Raw genomic sequence first — 13,921 nt, 5'->3', positions numbered from 1 at the left:
GGCGGGACTCAGGTCAGATGGAATAGCAGCAGCGCCATTGGAATGCCGATCACGGAGAATACCGTCGTCGCCGCGATGATCCCGGCCATCAGCGGCGCGTCTCCGCCCATCTGTCGCGCCAGCACATAGGCGGAGGCGGCGCCGGGCGCCGCGCCGCACAGCAGGGCGATTCCTTGCGCCAGCTCATCGCCGCCATAGAGGCGCGCCAGTTGCCACATGGCCAGCGGCGTCACGATCATCTTGACCACGACCACGGCGCCGACCGTCACCCGCGTGCGCGCCAGTTCGCGGAAGCTCAGCCCTGCGCCCGCCACGATCAGGCCCAGCGGCAGGGCGGCTGAGCCCAGCAGTTGCAACGTCTCGCTCACCCCCGGCGGCTGGGGCGCGCCCGAGAAGTTCAGCGCCAGTCCCAGCAGGCAGGCCAGCAGGATGGGGTTGGACATCATCGCCCGGAACAGCGCCCTGGGCGAGGCGCCGCGCTGGTCCGCGCCCCATTTGGCCAGGACGACGACGCTGAGGATGTTGCTGACCGGGATCATGGCGGCGATGACCACGGCGGCCAGACCGACGCCCGCCGGTCCGAAGGTCGCCTGCACGACCGGCAGGAAGACGAAGCTGTTCCAGCGGATCATGCCCTGAAAGACGCTGGTGTAGGCCGGGCCGCTGAGGGGCAGCAGGGGCTTGGACAGCAGGGTCAGGGTCGAAATGATGATGGACACGGTCACTGCGGCGGCGCCCGCCGCGCCCGCGGCAGAGCCCGACAGGTCCGCATTCCAGATCGCCGGGATCAGGAAGCCGGGATAGAGGACATTGATGGCCAGCTTCTCGATCGGCCGCCAGGCGGCGTCGGGCAGGTAGTCCGACTTCTTCAGGCCATAGCCGAGCGCCAGCAGCAGGAAGACCGGCAGGACGCCCGCGAGGATGGCCGCCATCTCAGCCGCGCAGCCGGTCCAGCGCGCCTTGCAGGATCCAGGCGGCGGCGGTGCGGTCCACCACATCGGCGCGGCGCTTGCGGGTCAGGTCCAACTCGTCGATCAGGAAGCGCTCGACCGCCGTGGTCGACAGGCGTTCGTCCTGAAAGGCGACGTTGACCGGCCGGAACCGCTCCAGATTGCGGGCGAAGGCGCGGCACGATTGGGCGCGCGGTCCTTCGGTGCCGTCCATGTTCAGCGGCAGGCCGATGACCAGGGCCGAGACCTTGCGGCCGTCCATGATCCTGAACAGTTGTTCGGCGTCCTGGCTGAACTTGGTCTTGCGGATCAGCTCCAGCGGACTGGCGATGATACGGCCGGTGTCGGACACGCTGACGCCGATGGTGTTCTCGCCTAGATCCAGACCCAGCCACGGGGTGTTGGGCGGGCAGGCGGCGGGCAGTTCGGAGAGATCAAGGACAGGCACGAGGGCGCGTTAGGCCCAGACGGGGCGCGTGTCAAAGCGTGGGCCCCTTTTCCCTCCGCCGGGATGAGCGGAGTTGGAGACGGACTCACACGTCGTCGTCCCCGACCGGCCCGCCTTCGTTCTCCAGGCTGCGGATCGAGCGCACTTCCTTGCGGGTGAACTTCAGCCGCACGCCCAGGCCGCCGTCTTCTTCGTGCAGGAAGACGGCGCCGCCTTCCTCCAGCGCGGCCTGAAGGCGGCTGCGGGCCTCGTCGCCGGGATCGACGTTTTCGCGCTCGAAGTCGGCCAGGGCGTCCGCCGTCAGGCCGGACAGGCGGGCCACATGGTCGCGCGGCCATTGCACCAGGGCGCGCGCGGCGCGGACTTGGGGGCCGGTGATCTTCATGGTCGCGTCTCCTGTGATCTGCGCCTCATACTTAGGCGCTGCTCGGGCCTTCGATAGGGGGCGTTTGGCCGCAACGGCCAAGCTCATTTCGCGCCTGCACCCAAATCCTTGTCGAAGCGGCGTCGAGACGCTAATCCCGACCCCTTAGACTCTCATGCTTTGGAGGGCCGCATGGCCATCGACGCCGCGACGGTGCGCAAGGTTGCGCATCTCGCCCGCATCAAGACCCCCGAGGACCGCCTGGAGCCCCTGGCCCAGGAGCTGAACGGCATCCTGAAGTGGATCGAACAGCTGGACGAGGTGGACGTGCAGGGCGTCGAACCGATGACCTCCAACGTGTCCCAGCCGCTGCGCATGCGCGACGACGTGGTTACGGACGGCGACAAGGTCGCTGATGTCCTGTCCAACGCGCCCAAGTCCGCCGACGGCTTCTTCGTCGTGCCCAAGGTCGTGGAGTAAGTCATGACCGATCTGACCAAGCTGACGCTGGCCGACGCCGTCGACGGCCTGAAGGCTAAGACCTTCTCGTCCGAAGAACTGACCAAGGCCTTCCTGACCAACATCGAGGCCTCGAACCCGACGCTGAACGCCTATGTCGAGGTGACGGCGGACAAGGCGATGGAACAGGCGCGCGCGTCCGACGCCCGTCTGGCCAAGGGCGAGGGCGGGGCGCTGGAAGGCGCGCCGCTGGGCATCAAGGATCTGTTCTGCACCGAGGGCGTGCAGACGACCGCCGGCTCCAACATGCTGCGCGGCTTCGTGCCGCCGTATGAATCGACCGTCACCGCCAATCTGTGGCGCGACGGGGCGGTCATGCTGGGCAAGCTGAACATGGACGAATTCGCCATGGGCTCGTCCAACGAGACCTCGGCCTTCGGCCCGGTGAAGAACCCGTGGAAGTCCAAGGGCTCGAACGCCGACCTGACGCCGGGCGGCTCGTCCGGCGGTTCGGCTTCGGCCGTGGCGGCGGACCTGTGCCTGGCTGCGACCGCTTCGGACACCGGCGGCTCGATCCGCCAGCCCGCCGCCTTCACCGGCACCGTGGGCATCAAGCCGACCTACGGCCGCGCCAGCCGCTACGGCATGGTCGCCTTCGCCAGCTCGCTGGATCAGGCCGGGCCGATCGCCAAGACGGTCAAGGATTCGGCCCTGCTGCTGAATTCCATGTGCTCGTTCGACGCCAAGGATTCGACCAGCCTCGACATCCCGACCCCCGACTGGACCCAGTCGGTCGGCCAGTCGGTCAAGGGCCTGCGCATCGGCGTGCCCAAGGAATATGTCCTCGACGGCATGCCCGCCGAGATCCAGAAGCTGTGGGAGCAGGGCGTCGCGTGGCTGAAGGCCGCCGGTTGCGAGATCGTCGAGATCAGCCTGCCGCACACCAAATACGCCCTGCCGACCTATTACATCGTGGCCCCGGCCGAGGCGTCGTCGAACCTGGCGCGCTATGACGGCATGCGCTTCGGCCACCGCGCCGAGCAGTTCACCTCTCTGGACGACCTCTATGCGACCTCGCGCGCCGAGGGCTTCGGCAAGGAGGTCCAGCGCCGCCTGACCATCGGCGCCTATGTGCTGTCGGCGGGCTTCTATGACGCCTATTACGTCAAGGCGCTGAAGGTGCGTCGCCGCATCGCCCAGGACTTCGACAACGTCTGGGGCCAGGTGGACGCCATCCTGACGCCGTCCACCCCGTCGGCCGCCTTCGCCATCGGCGACAAGCAGATCGACCCCCTGACCATGTATCTGAACGACGTCTTCACGGTGACGACCAACCTGGCCGGTCTGCCGGGCATCTCGGTCCCCGCCGGCCTCAGCGCCGACGGCCTGCCGCTGGGCCTGCAGGTCATCGGCAAGGCCCTGGACGAAGCGACCGTCTTCCAGGTCGCGGGCGCCCTCGAAGACGCGGCGGGCTTCGTCGCCAAGCCGGACCGTTGGTGGTGAGCATGACTGATAACTCCAAACTGATCCAGGGCCGCACCGGCGCTTGGGAAATCGTCATGGGTCTGGAGATCCACGCCCAGGTCGCCTCGAACGCCAAGCTGTTCTCGGGCGCGGCGGTCGGCTTCGGCGCCGGGCCGAACGAGCAGGTGTCGCTGGTCGACGCGGGCTTCCCCGGCATGCTGCCGACCCTGAACAAGTATTGCGTCGAGCAGGCGGTGAAGTCGGGCCTGGGTCTGCGCGCCCAGATCAATCTGAAGAGCCAGTTCGACCGCAAGAACTACTTCTATCCCGACCTGCCGACCGGCTATCAGATCAGCCAGCTGTATCACCCCATCGTGGGCGAGGGCGTGGTCGAGGTGGAGGCCGAGGACGGCAGCTTCTTCAACGTCGGCATCGAGCGCCTGCACCTGGAACAGGACGCGGGCAAGCTGATCCACGACCTGTCGCCGACCGAGTCCTACGTCGATCTGAACCGTGCGGGCACGGCGCTGATGGAGATCGTCTCGCGCCCCGACATCCGCACGCCGGAAGAGGCGGTCGCCTACGTCAAGAAGATCCGGACCATCCTGATCTACCTCGGCACCTGCGACGGCGACATGGAGAAGGGCAATCTGCGCGCCGACGTGAACGTGTCGGTCTGCCGCGCCGGGAACTACGACAAGTTCAAGGAAACGGGCGACTTCGGCTTCCTGGGCACGCGCTGCGAGATCAAGAACGTCAACAGCTTCCGCTTCATTTCTCAGGCGATCCAGTATGAGGCGCGCCGCCAGATCGAGATCCTCGAAGACGGCGGTTCGATCACGCAGGAAACCCGCCTGTACGACCCGACGGCGGGCGAGACGCGCTCCATGCGCTCCAAGGAAGAGGCGCAGGACTATCGCTACTTCCCCGATCCCGACCTGCTGCCGCTAGAGCTGGAACAGGCGTGGGTCGACGCCATCAAGGCCGCCCTGCCGGAACTGCCCGACGACAAGCGCCGCCGCTTCATGAGCGAATACGGCCTGTCGCAATACGACGCGGGCGTGCTGATCTCGGAGCAGGCCAAGGCCCTGTATTTCGAGGCCGCCGCGAAGGGCCGCGACGCCAAGCTGGTGTCCAACTGGGTGACGAACGAGGTCTCGGCCCGTCTGGCCGCTGACGGCAAGGACTTCAGCGACAACCCGCTGCCCGCCGCCCATGTGGCGCAGCTGGTCGAACTGATCGAGACGAACGTCATCTCGTCCAAGATCGCCAAGGAAGTCTTCGACTACGTGTGGAACGGCGAAGGCTCGCCCGCCGAGGTGGTCGAGAAGCACGGCCTGAAGCAGGTCACCGACACCGGCGCCATCGAGAAGGCGGTGGACGAGATCATCGCCGCCAACCCCGACAAGGCCGCCGCCGTCGCCGAGAAGCCCCAGGCCATCGGCTGGTTCGTCGGCCAGGTCATGAAGGCCACCGGCGGCAAGGCCAATCCGGCCGCCGTGAACGACATCCTGAAGGCCAAGCTAGGGCTCTGATGCTTGGGGGCTGCGGCCCCCAAACCCCCAGCTGGTCGCTAACGCTCGCGACGCGGGCGCTCGCTGCTTGAGCGACAGGGCGCGTTAAGGGTTAGGCTAGAGCCTTCTTGCAGACCACAAAAAGGCCCCGGAGAGCTCTCTCCGGGGCCTTCCTGTTTTGCGCTACCAGCGCCAGGCGTCGCGGACGACTTCGATGATGTAGCCATCGTAGTCGTCGATCAGATAGATCGCATTGTCGACGTAGACCCATCGCGTGCCTGGAGGCGGATAGCCCAGGCCGTAGGTGCGCCAGTCGTTCACCTGATAGCGCCAGAAGACATCCGGCAGATACTGGCCGACATAGTACTGCCGGTTCCAATAGGTGCGCGGCACGCTGTAGTAGCCGTAGCCGGGCGCGAAATAGAAGCCGATGCGCACGCCGTTCCAGCTGCGGAAGCGTTGGTCATGGCGCCACCAGTCGCTACGGTGACGACGGTCCCAGTCGCGGCGCCACTGGTCGCGATTCCAGCGGTTGTGGAATTCACGATAGTCGCGGTCACGGTTCCACTGGCTGGGACGATCCGGCCTGTTCGGACGCTGGGCGTCCGGGCGACCAGGGCGGTTCCAATCTGGGCGTTCGGGACGGTCTGGGCGATGGGAATCCGGTCGATCTGGGCGCTGGGGACGGTCCGGTCGATTCCAATCCGGACGGTCCGGACGATTGGGTCTGTCAGGCCGCGGTTGATCGGGCCTCTGGGGGCGGTCCGGCCGATCCGGGCGTTGTGGCCGGTCCGGTCGGTTAGGGCGATCGGGGCGATCGGGGCGGTTCCAGTCGGGTCGCTGTTCCTGCCTTTGTTCTAGCCTTTGTTCCGGCCGCTGTTCTGGTCTGCGCTCCGGCCGTTGAGGGCGCGGGCCTTCCTGGCGCGGGCGGTCGGCGTCGCGGTGCTGGCGCTGAGGTTGGCCGCGATCAGGACGACGCGGACCGTCCTCGCGCGCCTGCGGCCGATCCTGGGCCAGAACAGCCATGGGGGCTGGGGCGGGCACGAGGAAGCTGGCGGCCGCCGCGAACATGAGAAGCGAGCGTTTCATGGTCGAAGTCCTCGCACGTCCGAACTGGACGGCTTGCGGACAGAATGGGCCCGGGGCCATGAACTGCTGCTGAACGTCGATCGCAGAGCGGCGTCATGAAAAAAGCCCCGCAAGACAGAGCCTTGCGGGGCGAAGCGATGCCTTGGTCCAGCGTGCCTTAATAGACGTCGCTCAACACGCTGGCGATCAGGCCTGTGGCGACGGCGATCAGCAGGATGTCGTTGCCGGCATGGACGTAGCGATAGCCGCGCGGAGCGGGTCTCAGATTATAAAAATAGGGGTCGTTGACGTAGTAGGAGCGATAGGCGGGCGGCAGGTAGGCGCCCGTGCGCCAGCGATAGCCGTAGTAGCGAGGCTCGACCCGATAATAGCCGTGTCCCGGCGCATACCAGTAGCCGTTGCGTGCGCCGCGATAATCGCGGAACTCGGGCCGCCCGCGCCACCAATTGTGGTTGTCACGGCTCCAGCGGTCGTATCGGCGCTGGTCCTGACGCCATTCTCGACGATCGTCGCGACGGTCTTGACGCCACTCACGACGGTCCTGACGCCACTCACGGCGGTCCTCGCGTCGGTCCTGGCGCCATTCACGACGGTCGTCGCGTCGATCCTGACGCCGCTCACGGTGGTCGTCTCGGCGATCATCGCTCCACTCGCGGCGGTCCCCGCGATGATCCTGCGCCTGGGCCATCATGGGGGCGGCTGTGGTCGCCAGAGCGAGCGCGACGACGGCGGCCTTGGTCAGGCGGTTCATTTGGCAACTCCATTCAAGAAGCGAAATCCCTGTCTGGCGTCGACTTTCACGCTGGTCGAATGAACCGTCGCTGAACCGGCCTGTCAGCTTGCGTCCGCATGCGGACAAGGGCCGCGCTGCGTGGGGCTTGAGCGCGTTAACGCTAATTTCAAACCAACGATACTTGAATGCGTGTCTGATAGCGGGGTCAGAACGACGCCGCGGGGGAGGATTGCTGATGAATCCGCTGCATGACGATCAAGCGCCCCAGGCGCGCGACACCTTGCCCTTGCCCACGCCCGACATGGACGGCGACGCCTTGTTCCGTCTGGGTCTGGCCTATTCGGCGGGACTGGACGGATGCCCGATCGACCGGGTGTCGGCCCATATGATCTTTAACCTGGCCTCCATGAAGGGCTCGATCGAGGCGCGGGAATACCGACGCGACATCAGCCAGGAGATGGAGCACGACGAGATCGCCGAGGCCCAGCGCGCCGCACGCCGCTGGATTGACGCCGGTTCTTCTACGCTCGCCGCCTGATCCAGGCGGTCTGATGAAGTCTTGCGGCGTCTGGACCGGGCGGCGGCGGCGGGGTATGCACCCCGCGAGTTCCCCGTCCGAAGGATTCCGTCCATGCTCGCTCGCATCTATCGCCCGGCCAAGACCGCGATGCAGTCCGGCAAGGCCAAGACGCGCGACTGGCGTCTGGAGTTCGAGCCGGCCTCGGCCCGCACCATCGATCCTCTGATGGGCTGGACCAGCTCGACCGACATGAACGGCCAGGTCCGCCTGTCCTTCGACACCAAGGAAGAGGCGGTCGAATACGCTGAACGCCACGGCATCGCCTTCCGCCTACACGAACCGAACGAGGCGCCGGTCATCATCAAGGCCTACGCCGACAACTTCGCCACCAACCGCAAGCAGTCCTGGACGCACTAACGAGCGACGCCAATTGCGTTGTGCGGCTTCACTTCTCGGATCGTCTGATCGGTGTCGCGGGCCAACCAGGGTATGGGTTTGGCGATAGCGTAGAAGGTCTTGGCGCCACGCGCGGACTCAGTCCCGCCGGAACTCGTCAGATGACCGCAGGCGCTCAGGGTCAGCAACCTGGGCCAGCATCTTCATCATCTGCTCGGCCGAAGGCGTGATGACCGTGAGCGTCGCGGTGAACACGATCATCTAGGCCAGCATCGACATGACGAACACGGGCTTGTCGAATTAGATGGCCAGCACGCCGGTCAGGGCTGTCAGACAGTGCAGCCGATTTGCCCAGCGCGAATGCTCAATTGTCGCCGTCGGAGCTGTAATCAATTCGAGCTTTTCTGATGATGCGTTAGTCATGCCCGACCATCGTGATCACTGCGGGAGTCGGGAATGCACCGAAATCCGCCCTAGGGCCGCCGATACCAGATGCTTAGCTCGTTAGCATCACGCAGCCTTGAGGTCGGGCCGCAGAGTTGGCCGTGGTCGTCGTTCGCTTTAATGGCGTCGATGACGAAGCCGGACTGGTAGAGGAGTAGGGCTACGTCTTCGAACACGAACCGCTCGCCCTTGTAGAGGGCCACGTCATGGCTGCGGCTGCACTCCAGATCGCCGCCGCGCACATTGGCAATCATCTCGCCGAGGCCCAACAGAACCTCCATGTCGAGCCCCTGCACGTCTGAATGGAGGTGGTCGATGCGATCAATTCCGTTCTTGCGGCAAAAATCCTCCAGCCGGATCACCTCAACCTCGATCTGCTGGGTAACCGCGAAGTCCGTCCTACCCGCCCAAGTCTCTTCGATGTTGTCGGCAAAGGCGAGTAGGGATGAGGTTCCCCAGTCACCCTGACCTGCGACGTTGAAGATTGCACGGCCCGGCCAATCCGAAACGGCCTTTTCGATCAGGTGATAATTATCAAACCCAGCCGTGCGCTGGCGGATAGTTTCGGCCAACTCGGGCGTGGGCTCGAAGGCATAAACAACCCATTCAGGATTTCCGGCGAACTCTAAGCCCGCACTCCCGTCGTTTGCCCCAACATCAAAATAGACTTTCTTGTCCATGCGGGAATTCTGGCACTGCCGAGATTTTATGACAAGCTGCTAGATTCGCGCTTCGCAGGCGGCCGGGGTCAGCATCGACGCGCGCAGCGTCGGTTTGGCGTCCGCTGCGGCCCATGTGTTGATCGCATAGACCGCCAGACAGGCCAGACCGAACGGGATCATCACGGGGCGTCAAGGTCCAGCTTGTCAATGCCGCTTGAGAATGACTGAACCATCCTACCTTCTTCACACCATTTGGCGATGTGTCGGCCATCACAACTCCAGGCATGACGCATTGGGAAGGCGGCGGGGTCTTTCGGTCATCGGAGCTGTAAGCGGCATGACAGCAACAAGAGAAGGGAAGCAACGAGGAACACGCCACTCGACAAGAACGGTCGAGCTTGTATTATCTTGGTTATGCAGAATCCCCCATACATCAAGCGCTGGCCTCTCGCGGATGACCGTATGGGGATGGTCGATGCAGTGCCACAAGGTTATACGTTACGACCCGAGTTGCTCGAACAGTTTGAGAGCCTGGGTGATAATTGTGAGTTTGGGTTTGTGCAGCGGTTTCATGGCGCTGAGCCGTCTAGCTTATTCCGTTGGGCAACAGCGCCTCTACATGGGGTGCTTCGCGGGCTGGAAGACGGGTGGGCAGACATCTACTCGTGGGAGCATCTAAAGCCGTGGGCATTCGACATGGCCTGGGACGACAAATATCAGTGCGCGTTTCATTGCGCCGTTCATAGCTCACGATCTTCCGAAGATGCGCCGTTTGAGTTTGTGCTACCCGAGGTCGAACGGCGGGCTGTTTGGGAAGCGGACCGTTCGAAATTCATTCACCTTAGGGACAAGACGATTGCGTCTCTAAAGACAGGCAATAAAATCTACGTGGTGAAGGCGAACGCTGGGCTAACGCTGAGTGAATGTCTCGCCTTGAAGGCTGCGCTAGACCAATATTTACCTCACAGGTTGCTATGCGTCGTTCCCGCATCGACGTTCGCTTTTGATGGCGTAATGCTGATCGAGCCAGGCTTGAAACTAGCCACTATATCCACGCTCGCAAGCTACCATCGCGTTGAGTTAGCCGCGTATGGTGAGTGGACCAATCTACTGCAGACGGCAGTCGACACCCCTTGGAGTTAGGGCCTCACTTCCCTGGCGACCTTAAGGTCAGCGCCAGAGACGTTTAGGAATGGCGAAGTCACAATATCAAATGTCGTGGCGGTAATCCTGCCGCGACACGCCGTTTCAACGCCGCTCAGGTCAGGATTCGATAGATACGACAGTTCACAATATCTGTGGAGATAACACAGTCGTTTTTATGGGCGGGTATGTTACCTGTTAGGTCAACAGCCTGCAGGGCGCAACCTCTTCGGTTGCCGTGTTCAGCGCCGTCAACTCGCCCAAAATGAACCAGCGATTGCCTGTCTGCTGCATCACACGATCGCGGCAGGGCGGGGCCCAAAGTCCAGCCCCGCTTGCAGCGCCACGCTTGATGCTGCGTGCAGTGGCGACTTCGCAACGTGAGTGTCGCGGACGAACATCGGGAACACAGGCAGGTCTGACTGCGAGATCATCACGCGGTTCATCAGGTCCGCGTCGATCTCGTCCTTGGTCCGGCCCTCCAGCAGGCCCATGAGCCGGCTCGGCTCGACGATGTTCAGGTTTTCGGTGACTCGAGCCACGTCTTGATCGTGGTGTTCAGCAGGTCGGGATAGCTGTTGTGGATCACCAGCCACCGCGACCGTCGCTTGCCAGTGAGATCCGGCTCGACGTTCATCATGGCCTCGTAGATGCGCACTACGCTGGCGACGGACTTGCCCGATAGTATCGGCCCCTGAATGCAGACCACGTTCGCGCAGCTGTAGGATACTTCTCGAGCGTCTCGCCGTTAGGTGTGTAGGTTCGTCCCATGCGGCCATGCTTGCGACATGGCCCGCACGCCAGAATGCACCGTCAGATTTCGCCGTCGGCTATCGGCTTCATCAGTACATAGCGCCGCAATATGTCCGCCACGTAACTCGGCAACGTCGTGCGGCGGACCACAGAATCCGCGTCGAGCCGGTGTCCACAATCGTGAGACCCATCAGCTTGATCTTCCCATCAGGCCTTGGCCGCTGTTCGCGTGTGTGAGAGAGCGGCCTTGATCGCTGAATGCCCGTTCAATTGCCTGGAACTGTTCTTGCGATAGGCAGAGCGATAGCAAGGTGGCGAGGAATGCGCAGAGGAAGCGCGGACTCGTCATCTAATCGAGTGGCGCGCCCATCAGGACTCGAACCTGAAACCTGCCGATTAGAAGTCGGCTGCTCTATCCGGTTGAGCTATGGGCGCGGCGGACGCCCGATAGCAGGAGATGCGATCCTTGTGAACGGCTGACGAACAGGAGTCTGGCGGATAGGTCAGGCAGGCGTCTGACAAAACGCAAGAAGCTTTTCCATTCAGATGCATATGGTCGTGGAGCGCCCGCCTTCTAATCGGCAGGTTTCAGGTTCGAGTCCTGCAGGGCGCGCCATGCCTTCAATCCCTTCTCAAGATCGCCGATCAGGTCGGCGGGATCTTCCAGCCCGATATGCAGACGCAGCAACTGACCGGACAGGTCGGGCGCATGCTGCCGATGGGCCAGTTGCGGGGTCTCAAAGGTGATCAGGCTCTCGAAGCCGCCCCAGGAATACCCCATGCCGAACAGGCTGAGCGCGCGCATGAAGGCGTGGGCCGCCGCTGTGTCGCCGCCCTTCATGACCACGCCCATCAGGGAGGCCGCGCCGTCGAAGTCGCGCCGCCACAGGTCGTGTCCGACTGAACCGGGCAGGGGCGGATACAGGACGTCGGCGACTTCTGGCTGAGCTTTCAGCCACTGCGCCACCGTCAGGGCCGAGCGGGCCTGGGCCTCGTAGCGCAGGGGCAGTGTGCGGACGCCGCGCAGCGCCAGCCAGGCGTCGTCGGGCGAGACGTGCCAGCCCATGTCCTCGATGGTGTTTGCGATGGCGCGTAGGACGGACGGCTCGCCGGCGGCGATCCCGCCCATCAGCAGATCGGAATGGCCGCCGACGTATTTGGTCAGCGCCTGGACGCTGACGTCGACGCCATGCGCCAAGGGACGGAAGGCCAGCCCCGCCGCCCAGGTGTTGTCCATGACCGTCAGAACGCCGCGTTCGCGACAGGCGGCGGCCAGGGCGGGGGCGTCTGCGATCTCGAAGGTCAGAGAGGCGGGCGCTTCGATCAGGAGAAGTCGGGTGCGTGGGGTGATGGCGGCCAGAACGGCCTCGGCCGAGGCGTCGGCGGGGTGGAAGCGGGCGGTGATCCCGCGCGCGGCGAGGTGGCGGGTCAGGAAGCGGCGCGTGGGTCCATAGACGGCGTCGGTGGTCAGCACCTCGTCGCCGGGGCGCAGCAGGGCGGTCAGGGGCACGGTCACGGCCGCCAGGCCCGAGGGGACCAGGAAGGCGTCGGTCCCGCCCTCCATCTGGGCCAGCAGGGCGCGCAGCTCGCGCGCCGCGCTCGTGCCGTCGAGGCCATAGACGGGGCCGTCCGACGCATCCTGCATCCGGGCCGGATCGTCGCTGAGCATGGTGGAGGCGCGCTCCACAGGAGGATTGACCGGGCGACGGCCCTGGCCGCGCCGGGTGGCGCCGGCGATCAGCCGGGTTCGGTCGGAAATGGGCGGCATGAAGGCTCCGGCGGGTTGCGGTTCGGGGCCTAGAGGGCTCTAAACTGTTCCGGGGCGCAAGACGGAGCGGTGGATCGGATGCGGAGATGGCGAGCGACAGCAGGCGTGGCGGCGATGCTGACCCTGGCGACAGGCGCCTGTCAGAGATCGGCTGAACCGCAGGCGCCGGAGCCGCGCGAACCTTCACGCCAGGCGCCGACCGCCGCGACCGAGGCGAAGTCCAGCCCGACTCTGGCGGCGGTGCGCCAGCGCGGTCGGCTGAATTGCGGCGTGCATGAGGGGCTGGTCGGTTTCGCCTATACTGACAATCGCGGCGCCTGGCGCGGTTTTGACGTCGACTTCTGCCGCGCTACGGCGGCCGCCATCTTCGGCGACCCGGACGCCGTGCGCTTCGTGCCGTTGACGACGGAACAGCGGTTCGAGGCCCTGCGCGACGGGCGCGTGGACGTGCTGTGGCGCAACACCTCCTGGACCATGAGCCGGGATACGGGCGCGCAGCTCAGTTTCGCCGGGATCAACTACTACGACGGCCAGGGCTTCATGGTGCGCCGCGCGCTCAATCTGAGCAGCGCGGCCGAACTGAACGGCGCTCGCATCTGCGTCCAGTCCGGCTCGACCACTGAGCTGAATGTCGAGGACTATTTCCGCCGCAGGGGCATCGAGTATCGCCCCGTCGTGGTCGCCACCGAAGGCGAGGCGCGCCAGGCCTATGCGCGCGAGGAATGCGACGCCTTCACCGCCGACATCTCGGCCCTGGCGGCGGCGCGCACGACGCTGCCGAACCCGCAGCAGCACGTCATTCTGCCGGACGTTATCTCCAAGGAGCCGCTGGGGCCCGTGGTGCGTAGCGGCGACGACCGCTGGACGGCGGTTATTCGCTGGACGCTCAACGCTCTGATTTTGGCCGAGGAATTGGGCGTGACGCGTGCAAATGCCGCAGACATGGGTAAGAATTCCGCGGACCCTAGAGTCCGTCGTCTGCTCGGCGACGAAGGTGACTTCGGCCCGAGCCTCGATCTGTCGAGAACATGGGCGAAAGACGCTGTTTCTGCTGGCGGAAATTACGGCGAGATATTCAATCGGAACCTGGGCTCACAGTCGTCTCTGGATCTGGAGCGCGGATTGAATGCTCAATGGTCGTCACGGCCCAGTGGGTTGATCTATGGCCTTCCTGTCCGTTAGTCCAAGGGGATGAGGGAATAAGGGGAAGGGAT

At 64.5% G+C, this 13,921-nt stretch carries 17 protein-coding genes and 1 tRNA gene; 7 read left to right on the top strand and 11 right to left on the bottom strand.

Annotated features, from left to right (window positions below; all coding sequences use genetic code 11):
* Nucleotides 1-8 precede the first annotated feature (8 nt).
* The 3 genes from BJP32_RS05515 to BJP32_RS05505 form a co-directional block, all read right to left on the bottom strand.
* Nucleotides 9-932: an AEC family transporter gene (locus tag BJP32_RS05515; protein ID WP_076223215.1), complete on the bottom strand. Its 924-nt coding sequence runs from the start codon at nucleotides 930-932 to the stop codon at nucleotides 9-11.
* Between the two features lies 1 nt (nucleotide 933).
* Complete coding sequence (gene ruvX / locus BJP32_RS05510) at nucleotides 934-1,398, bottom strand: Holliday junction resolvase RuvX (protein WP_003164650.1); 465 nt, start codon at nucleotides 1,396-1,398, stop codon at nucleotides 934-936.
* Between the two features lie 85 nt (nucleotides 1,399-1,483).
* On the bottom strand, nucleotides 1,484-1,783 hold the full coding sequence (locus BJP32_RS05505; RefSeq protein ID WP_076223213.1) for a DNA-binding protein: 300 nt from the start codon (nucleotides 1,781-1,783) through the stop codon (nucleotides 1,484-1,486).
* Nucleotides 1,784-1,954: 171 nt separating this feature from the next.
* On the opposite strand from BJP32_RS05505, the gene gatC reads away from it, so the two are divergent.
* The 3 genes from gatC to gatB are packed head-to-tail and all read left to right on the top strand — an operon-like array spanning nucleotide 1,955 to nucleotide 5,220.
* Complete coding sequence (gene gatC, locus BJP32_RS05500) at nucleotides 1,955-2,242, top strand: Asp-tRNA(Asn)/Glu-tRNA(Gln) amidotransferase subunit GatC (protein WP_076223212.1); 288 nt, start codon at nucleotides 1,955-1,957, stop codon at nucleotides 2,240-2,242.
* A 3-nt stretch (nucleotides 2,243-2,245) separates the two neighbouring features.
* On the top strand, nucleotides 2,246-3,724 hold the full coding sequence (gene gatA, locus BJP32_RS05495) for an Asp-tRNA(Asn)/Glu-tRNA(Gln) amidotransferase subunit GatA (RefSeq protein WP_076223210.1): 1,479 nt from the start codon (nucleotides 2,246-2,248) through the stop codon (nucleotides 3,722-3,724).
* A gap of 2 nt (nucleotides 3,725-3,726) precedes the next feature.
* Nucleotides 3,727-5,220: an Asp-tRNA(Asn)/Glu-tRNA(Gln) amidotransferase subunit GatB gene (gene gatB / locus BJP32_RS05490; RefSeq protein WP_076223356.1), complete on the top strand. Its 1,494-nt coding sequence runs from the start codon at nucleotides 3,727-3,729 to the stop codon at nucleotides 5,218-5,220.
* A 162-nt stretch (nucleotides 5,221-5,382) separates the two neighbouring features.
* On the opposite strand, the gene BJP32_RS17610 is transcribed toward gatB, so the two are convergent.
* Both BJP32_RS17610 and BJP32_RS05475 read right to left on the bottom strand, forming a co-directional pair.
* Entirely contained in the window at nucleotides 5,383-6,288 is a 906-nt protein-coding gene (locus BJP32_RS17610) for an RcnB family protein (protein ID WP_233126731.1), read from the bottom strand.
* Between the two features lie 157 nt (nucleotides 6,289-6,445).
* Nucleotides 6,446-7,039: an RcnB family protein gene (locus BJP32_RS05475; protein ID WP_076223208.1), complete on the bottom strand. Its 594-nt coding sequence runs from the start codon at nucleotides 7,037-7,039 to the stop codon at nucleotides 6,446-6,448.
* A gap of 217 nt (nucleotides 7,040-7,256) precedes the next feature.
* On the opposite strand from BJP32_RS05475, the gene BJP32_RS05470 reads away from it, so the two are divergent.
* Together BJP32_RS05470 and BJP32_RS05465 are read left to right on the top strand one after the other, a co-directional pair.
* Nucleotides 7,257-7,559 carry a hypothetical protein gene (locus tag BJP32_RS05470; protein WP_003164659.1) on the top strand — a complete coding sequence of 101 codons (303 nt, stop codon included), beginning with the start codon at nucleotides 7,257-7,259 and terminating at the stop codon, nucleotides 7,557-7,559.
* Between the two features lie 93 nt (nucleotides 7,560-7,652).
* On the top strand, nucleotides 7,653-7,958 hold the full coding sequence (locus tag BJP32_RS05465) for an ETC complex I subunit (protein WP_003164660.1): 306 nt from the start codon (nucleotides 7,653-7,655) through the stop codon (nucleotides 7,956-7,958).
* A gap of 117 nt (nucleotides 7,959-8,075) precedes the next feature.
* On the opposite strand, the gene BJP32_RS17810 is transcribed toward BJP32_RS05465, so the two are convergent.
* The 3 genes from BJP32_RS17810 to BJP32_RS17805 all read right to left on the bottom strand — a co-directional run bounded on the left by BJP32_RS17810 (nucleotide 8,076) and on the right by BJP32_RS17805 (nucleotide 9,226).
* Nucleotides 8,076-8,198 carry a hypothetical protein gene (locus tag BJP32_RS17810; RefSeq protein WP_003164661.1) on the bottom strand — a complete coding sequence of 41 codons (123 nt, stop codon included), beginning with the start codon at nucleotides 8,196-8,198 and terminating at the stop codon, nucleotides 8,076-8,078.
* Nucleotides 8,199-8,410: 212 nt separating this feature from the next.
* The gene (locus tag BJP32_RS05460; protein WP_076223207.1) at nucleotides 8,411-9,061 is read right to left on the bottom strand and encodes an FkbM family methyltransferase; all 651 of its coding nucleotides are present in this window, start codon (nucleotides 9,059-9,061) and stop codon (nucleotides 8,411-8,413) included.
* A gap of 39 nt (nucleotides 9,062-9,100) precedes the next feature.
* Nucleotides 9,101-9,226, bottom strand: a complete 126-nt coding sequence (locus BJP32_RS17805) for a hypothetical protein (RefSeq protein ID WP_003164664.1) — start codon at nucleotides 9,224-9,226, stop codon at nucleotides 9,101-9,103.
* 279 nt (nucleotides 9,227-9,505) lie between these two features.
* Here BJP32_RS17805 and BJP32_RS17070 point away from each other — a divergent pair, with 279 nt between their 5' ends.
* Nucleotides 9,506-10,186, top strand: a complete 681-nt coding sequence (locus BJP32_RS17070; protein WP_143255423.1) for a hypothetical protein — start codon at nucleotides 9,506-9,508, stop codon at nucleotides 10,184-10,186.
* Between the two features lie 293 nt (nucleotides 10,187-10,479).
* Here BJP32_RS17070 and BJP32_RS05455 read toward each other — a convergent pair whose 3' ends face one another.
* From BJP32_RS05455 to metC, 3 genes are all read right to left on the bottom strand, one after another.
* Nucleotides 10,480-10,728, bottom strand: a complete 249-nt coding sequence (locus tag BJP32_RS05455) for a hypothetical protein (protein ID WP_003164665.1) — start codon at nucleotides 10,726-10,728, stop codon at nucleotides 10,480-10,482.
* 569 nt (nucleotides 10,729-11,297) lie between these two features.
* A tRNA-Arg gene (locus BJP32_RS05450) sits at nucleotides 11,298-11,374 on the bottom strand.
* A 139-nt stretch (nucleotides 11,375-11,513) separates the two neighbouring features.
* Nucleotides 11,514-12,707: a cystathionine beta-lyase gene (metC, locus tag BJP32_RS05445; RefSeq protein WP_083673893.1), complete on the bottom strand. Its 1,194-nt coding sequence runs from the start codon at nucleotides 12,705-12,707 to the stop codon at nucleotides 11,514-11,516.
* 78 nt (nucleotides 12,708-12,785) lie between these two features.
* Between metC and BJP32_RS05440 the strand changes: the two genes are divergently transcribed.
* Nucleotides 12,786-13,889: an amino acid ABC transporter substrate-binding protein gene (locus BJP32_RS05440; protein ID WP_046653541.1), complete on the top strand. Its 1,104-nt coding sequence runs from the start codon at nucleotides 12,786-12,788 to the stop codon at nucleotides 13,887-13,889.
* Nucleotides 13,890-13,921 lie beyond the last annotated feature (32 nt).

The organism is Brevundimonas sp. ZS04 (assembly GCF_001956865.1).
Lineage (GTDB): Bacteria > Pseudomonadota > Alphaproteobacteria > Caulobacterales > Caulobacteraceae > Brevundimonas > Brevundimonas diminuta.
Note: the sequence above shows the minus strand (reverse complement) of the source record. Positions and strands in the feature narration are given on the sequence as shown.

Excerpts from the sequence above, each read along its gene's own strand:
- BJP32_RS05515 (WP_076223215.1), bottom strand. The coding sequence starts at position 932 with ATGGCGGCCATCCTCGCGGGCGTCCTGCCGGTCTTCCTGCTGCTGGCG.
- BJP32_RS05505 (WP_076223213.1), bottom strand. The coding sequence starts at position 1,783 with ATGAAGATCACCGGCCCCCAAGTCCGCGCCGCGCGCGCCCTGGTGCAA.
- gatA (WP_076223210.1), top strand. The coding sequence starts at position 2,246 with ATGACCGATCTGACCAAGCTGACGCTGGCCGACGCCGTCGACGGCCTG.
- gatC (WP_076223212.1), top strand. The coding sequence starts at position 1,955 with ATGGCCATCGACGCCGCGACGGTGCGCAAGGTTGCGCATCTCGCCCGC.
- BJP32_RS17610 (WP_233126731.1), bottom strand. The coding sequence starts at position 6,288 with ATGAAACGCTCGCTTCTCATGTTCGCGGCGGCCGCCAGCTTCCTCGTG.
- gatB (WP_076223356.1), top strand. The coding sequence starts at position 3,727 with ATGACTGATAACTCCAAACTGATCCAGGGCCGCACCGGCGCTTGGGAA.
- BJP32_RS05460 (WP_076223207.1), bottom strand. The coding sequence starts at position 9,061 with ATGGACAAGAAAGTCTATTTTGATGTTGGGGCAAACGACGGGAGTGCG.
- BJP32_RS17070 (WP_143255423.1), top strand. The coding sequence starts at position 9,506 with ATGGGGATGGTCGATGCAGTGCCACAAGGTTATACGTTACGACCCGAG.
- metC (WP_083673893.1), bottom strand. The coding sequence starts at position 12,707 with ATGCCGCCCATTTCCGACCGAACCCGGCTGATCGCCGGCGCCACCCGG.
- BJP32_RS05440 (WP_046653541.1), top strand. The coding sequence starts at position 12,786 with ATGCGGAGATGGCGAGCGACAGCAGGCGTGGCGGCGATGCTGACCCTG.
- BJP32_RS05475 (WP_076223208.1), bottom strand. The coding sequence starts at position 7,039 with ATGAACCGCCTGACCAAGGCCGCCGTCGTCGCGCTCGCTCTGGCGACC.
- BJP32_RS05470 (WP_003164659.1), top strand. The coding sequence starts at position 7,257 with ATGAATCCGCTGCATGACGATCAAGCGCCCCAGGCGCGCGACACCTTG.
- BJP32_RS05465 (WP_003164660.1), top strand. The coding sequence starts at position 7,653 with ATGCTCGCTCGCATCTATCGCCCGGCCAAGACCGCGATGCAGTCCGGC.
- BJP32_RS17810 (WP_003164661.1), bottom strand. The coding sequence starts at position 8,198 with ATGATCGTGTTCACCGCGACGCTCACGGTCATCACGCCTTCGGCCGAG.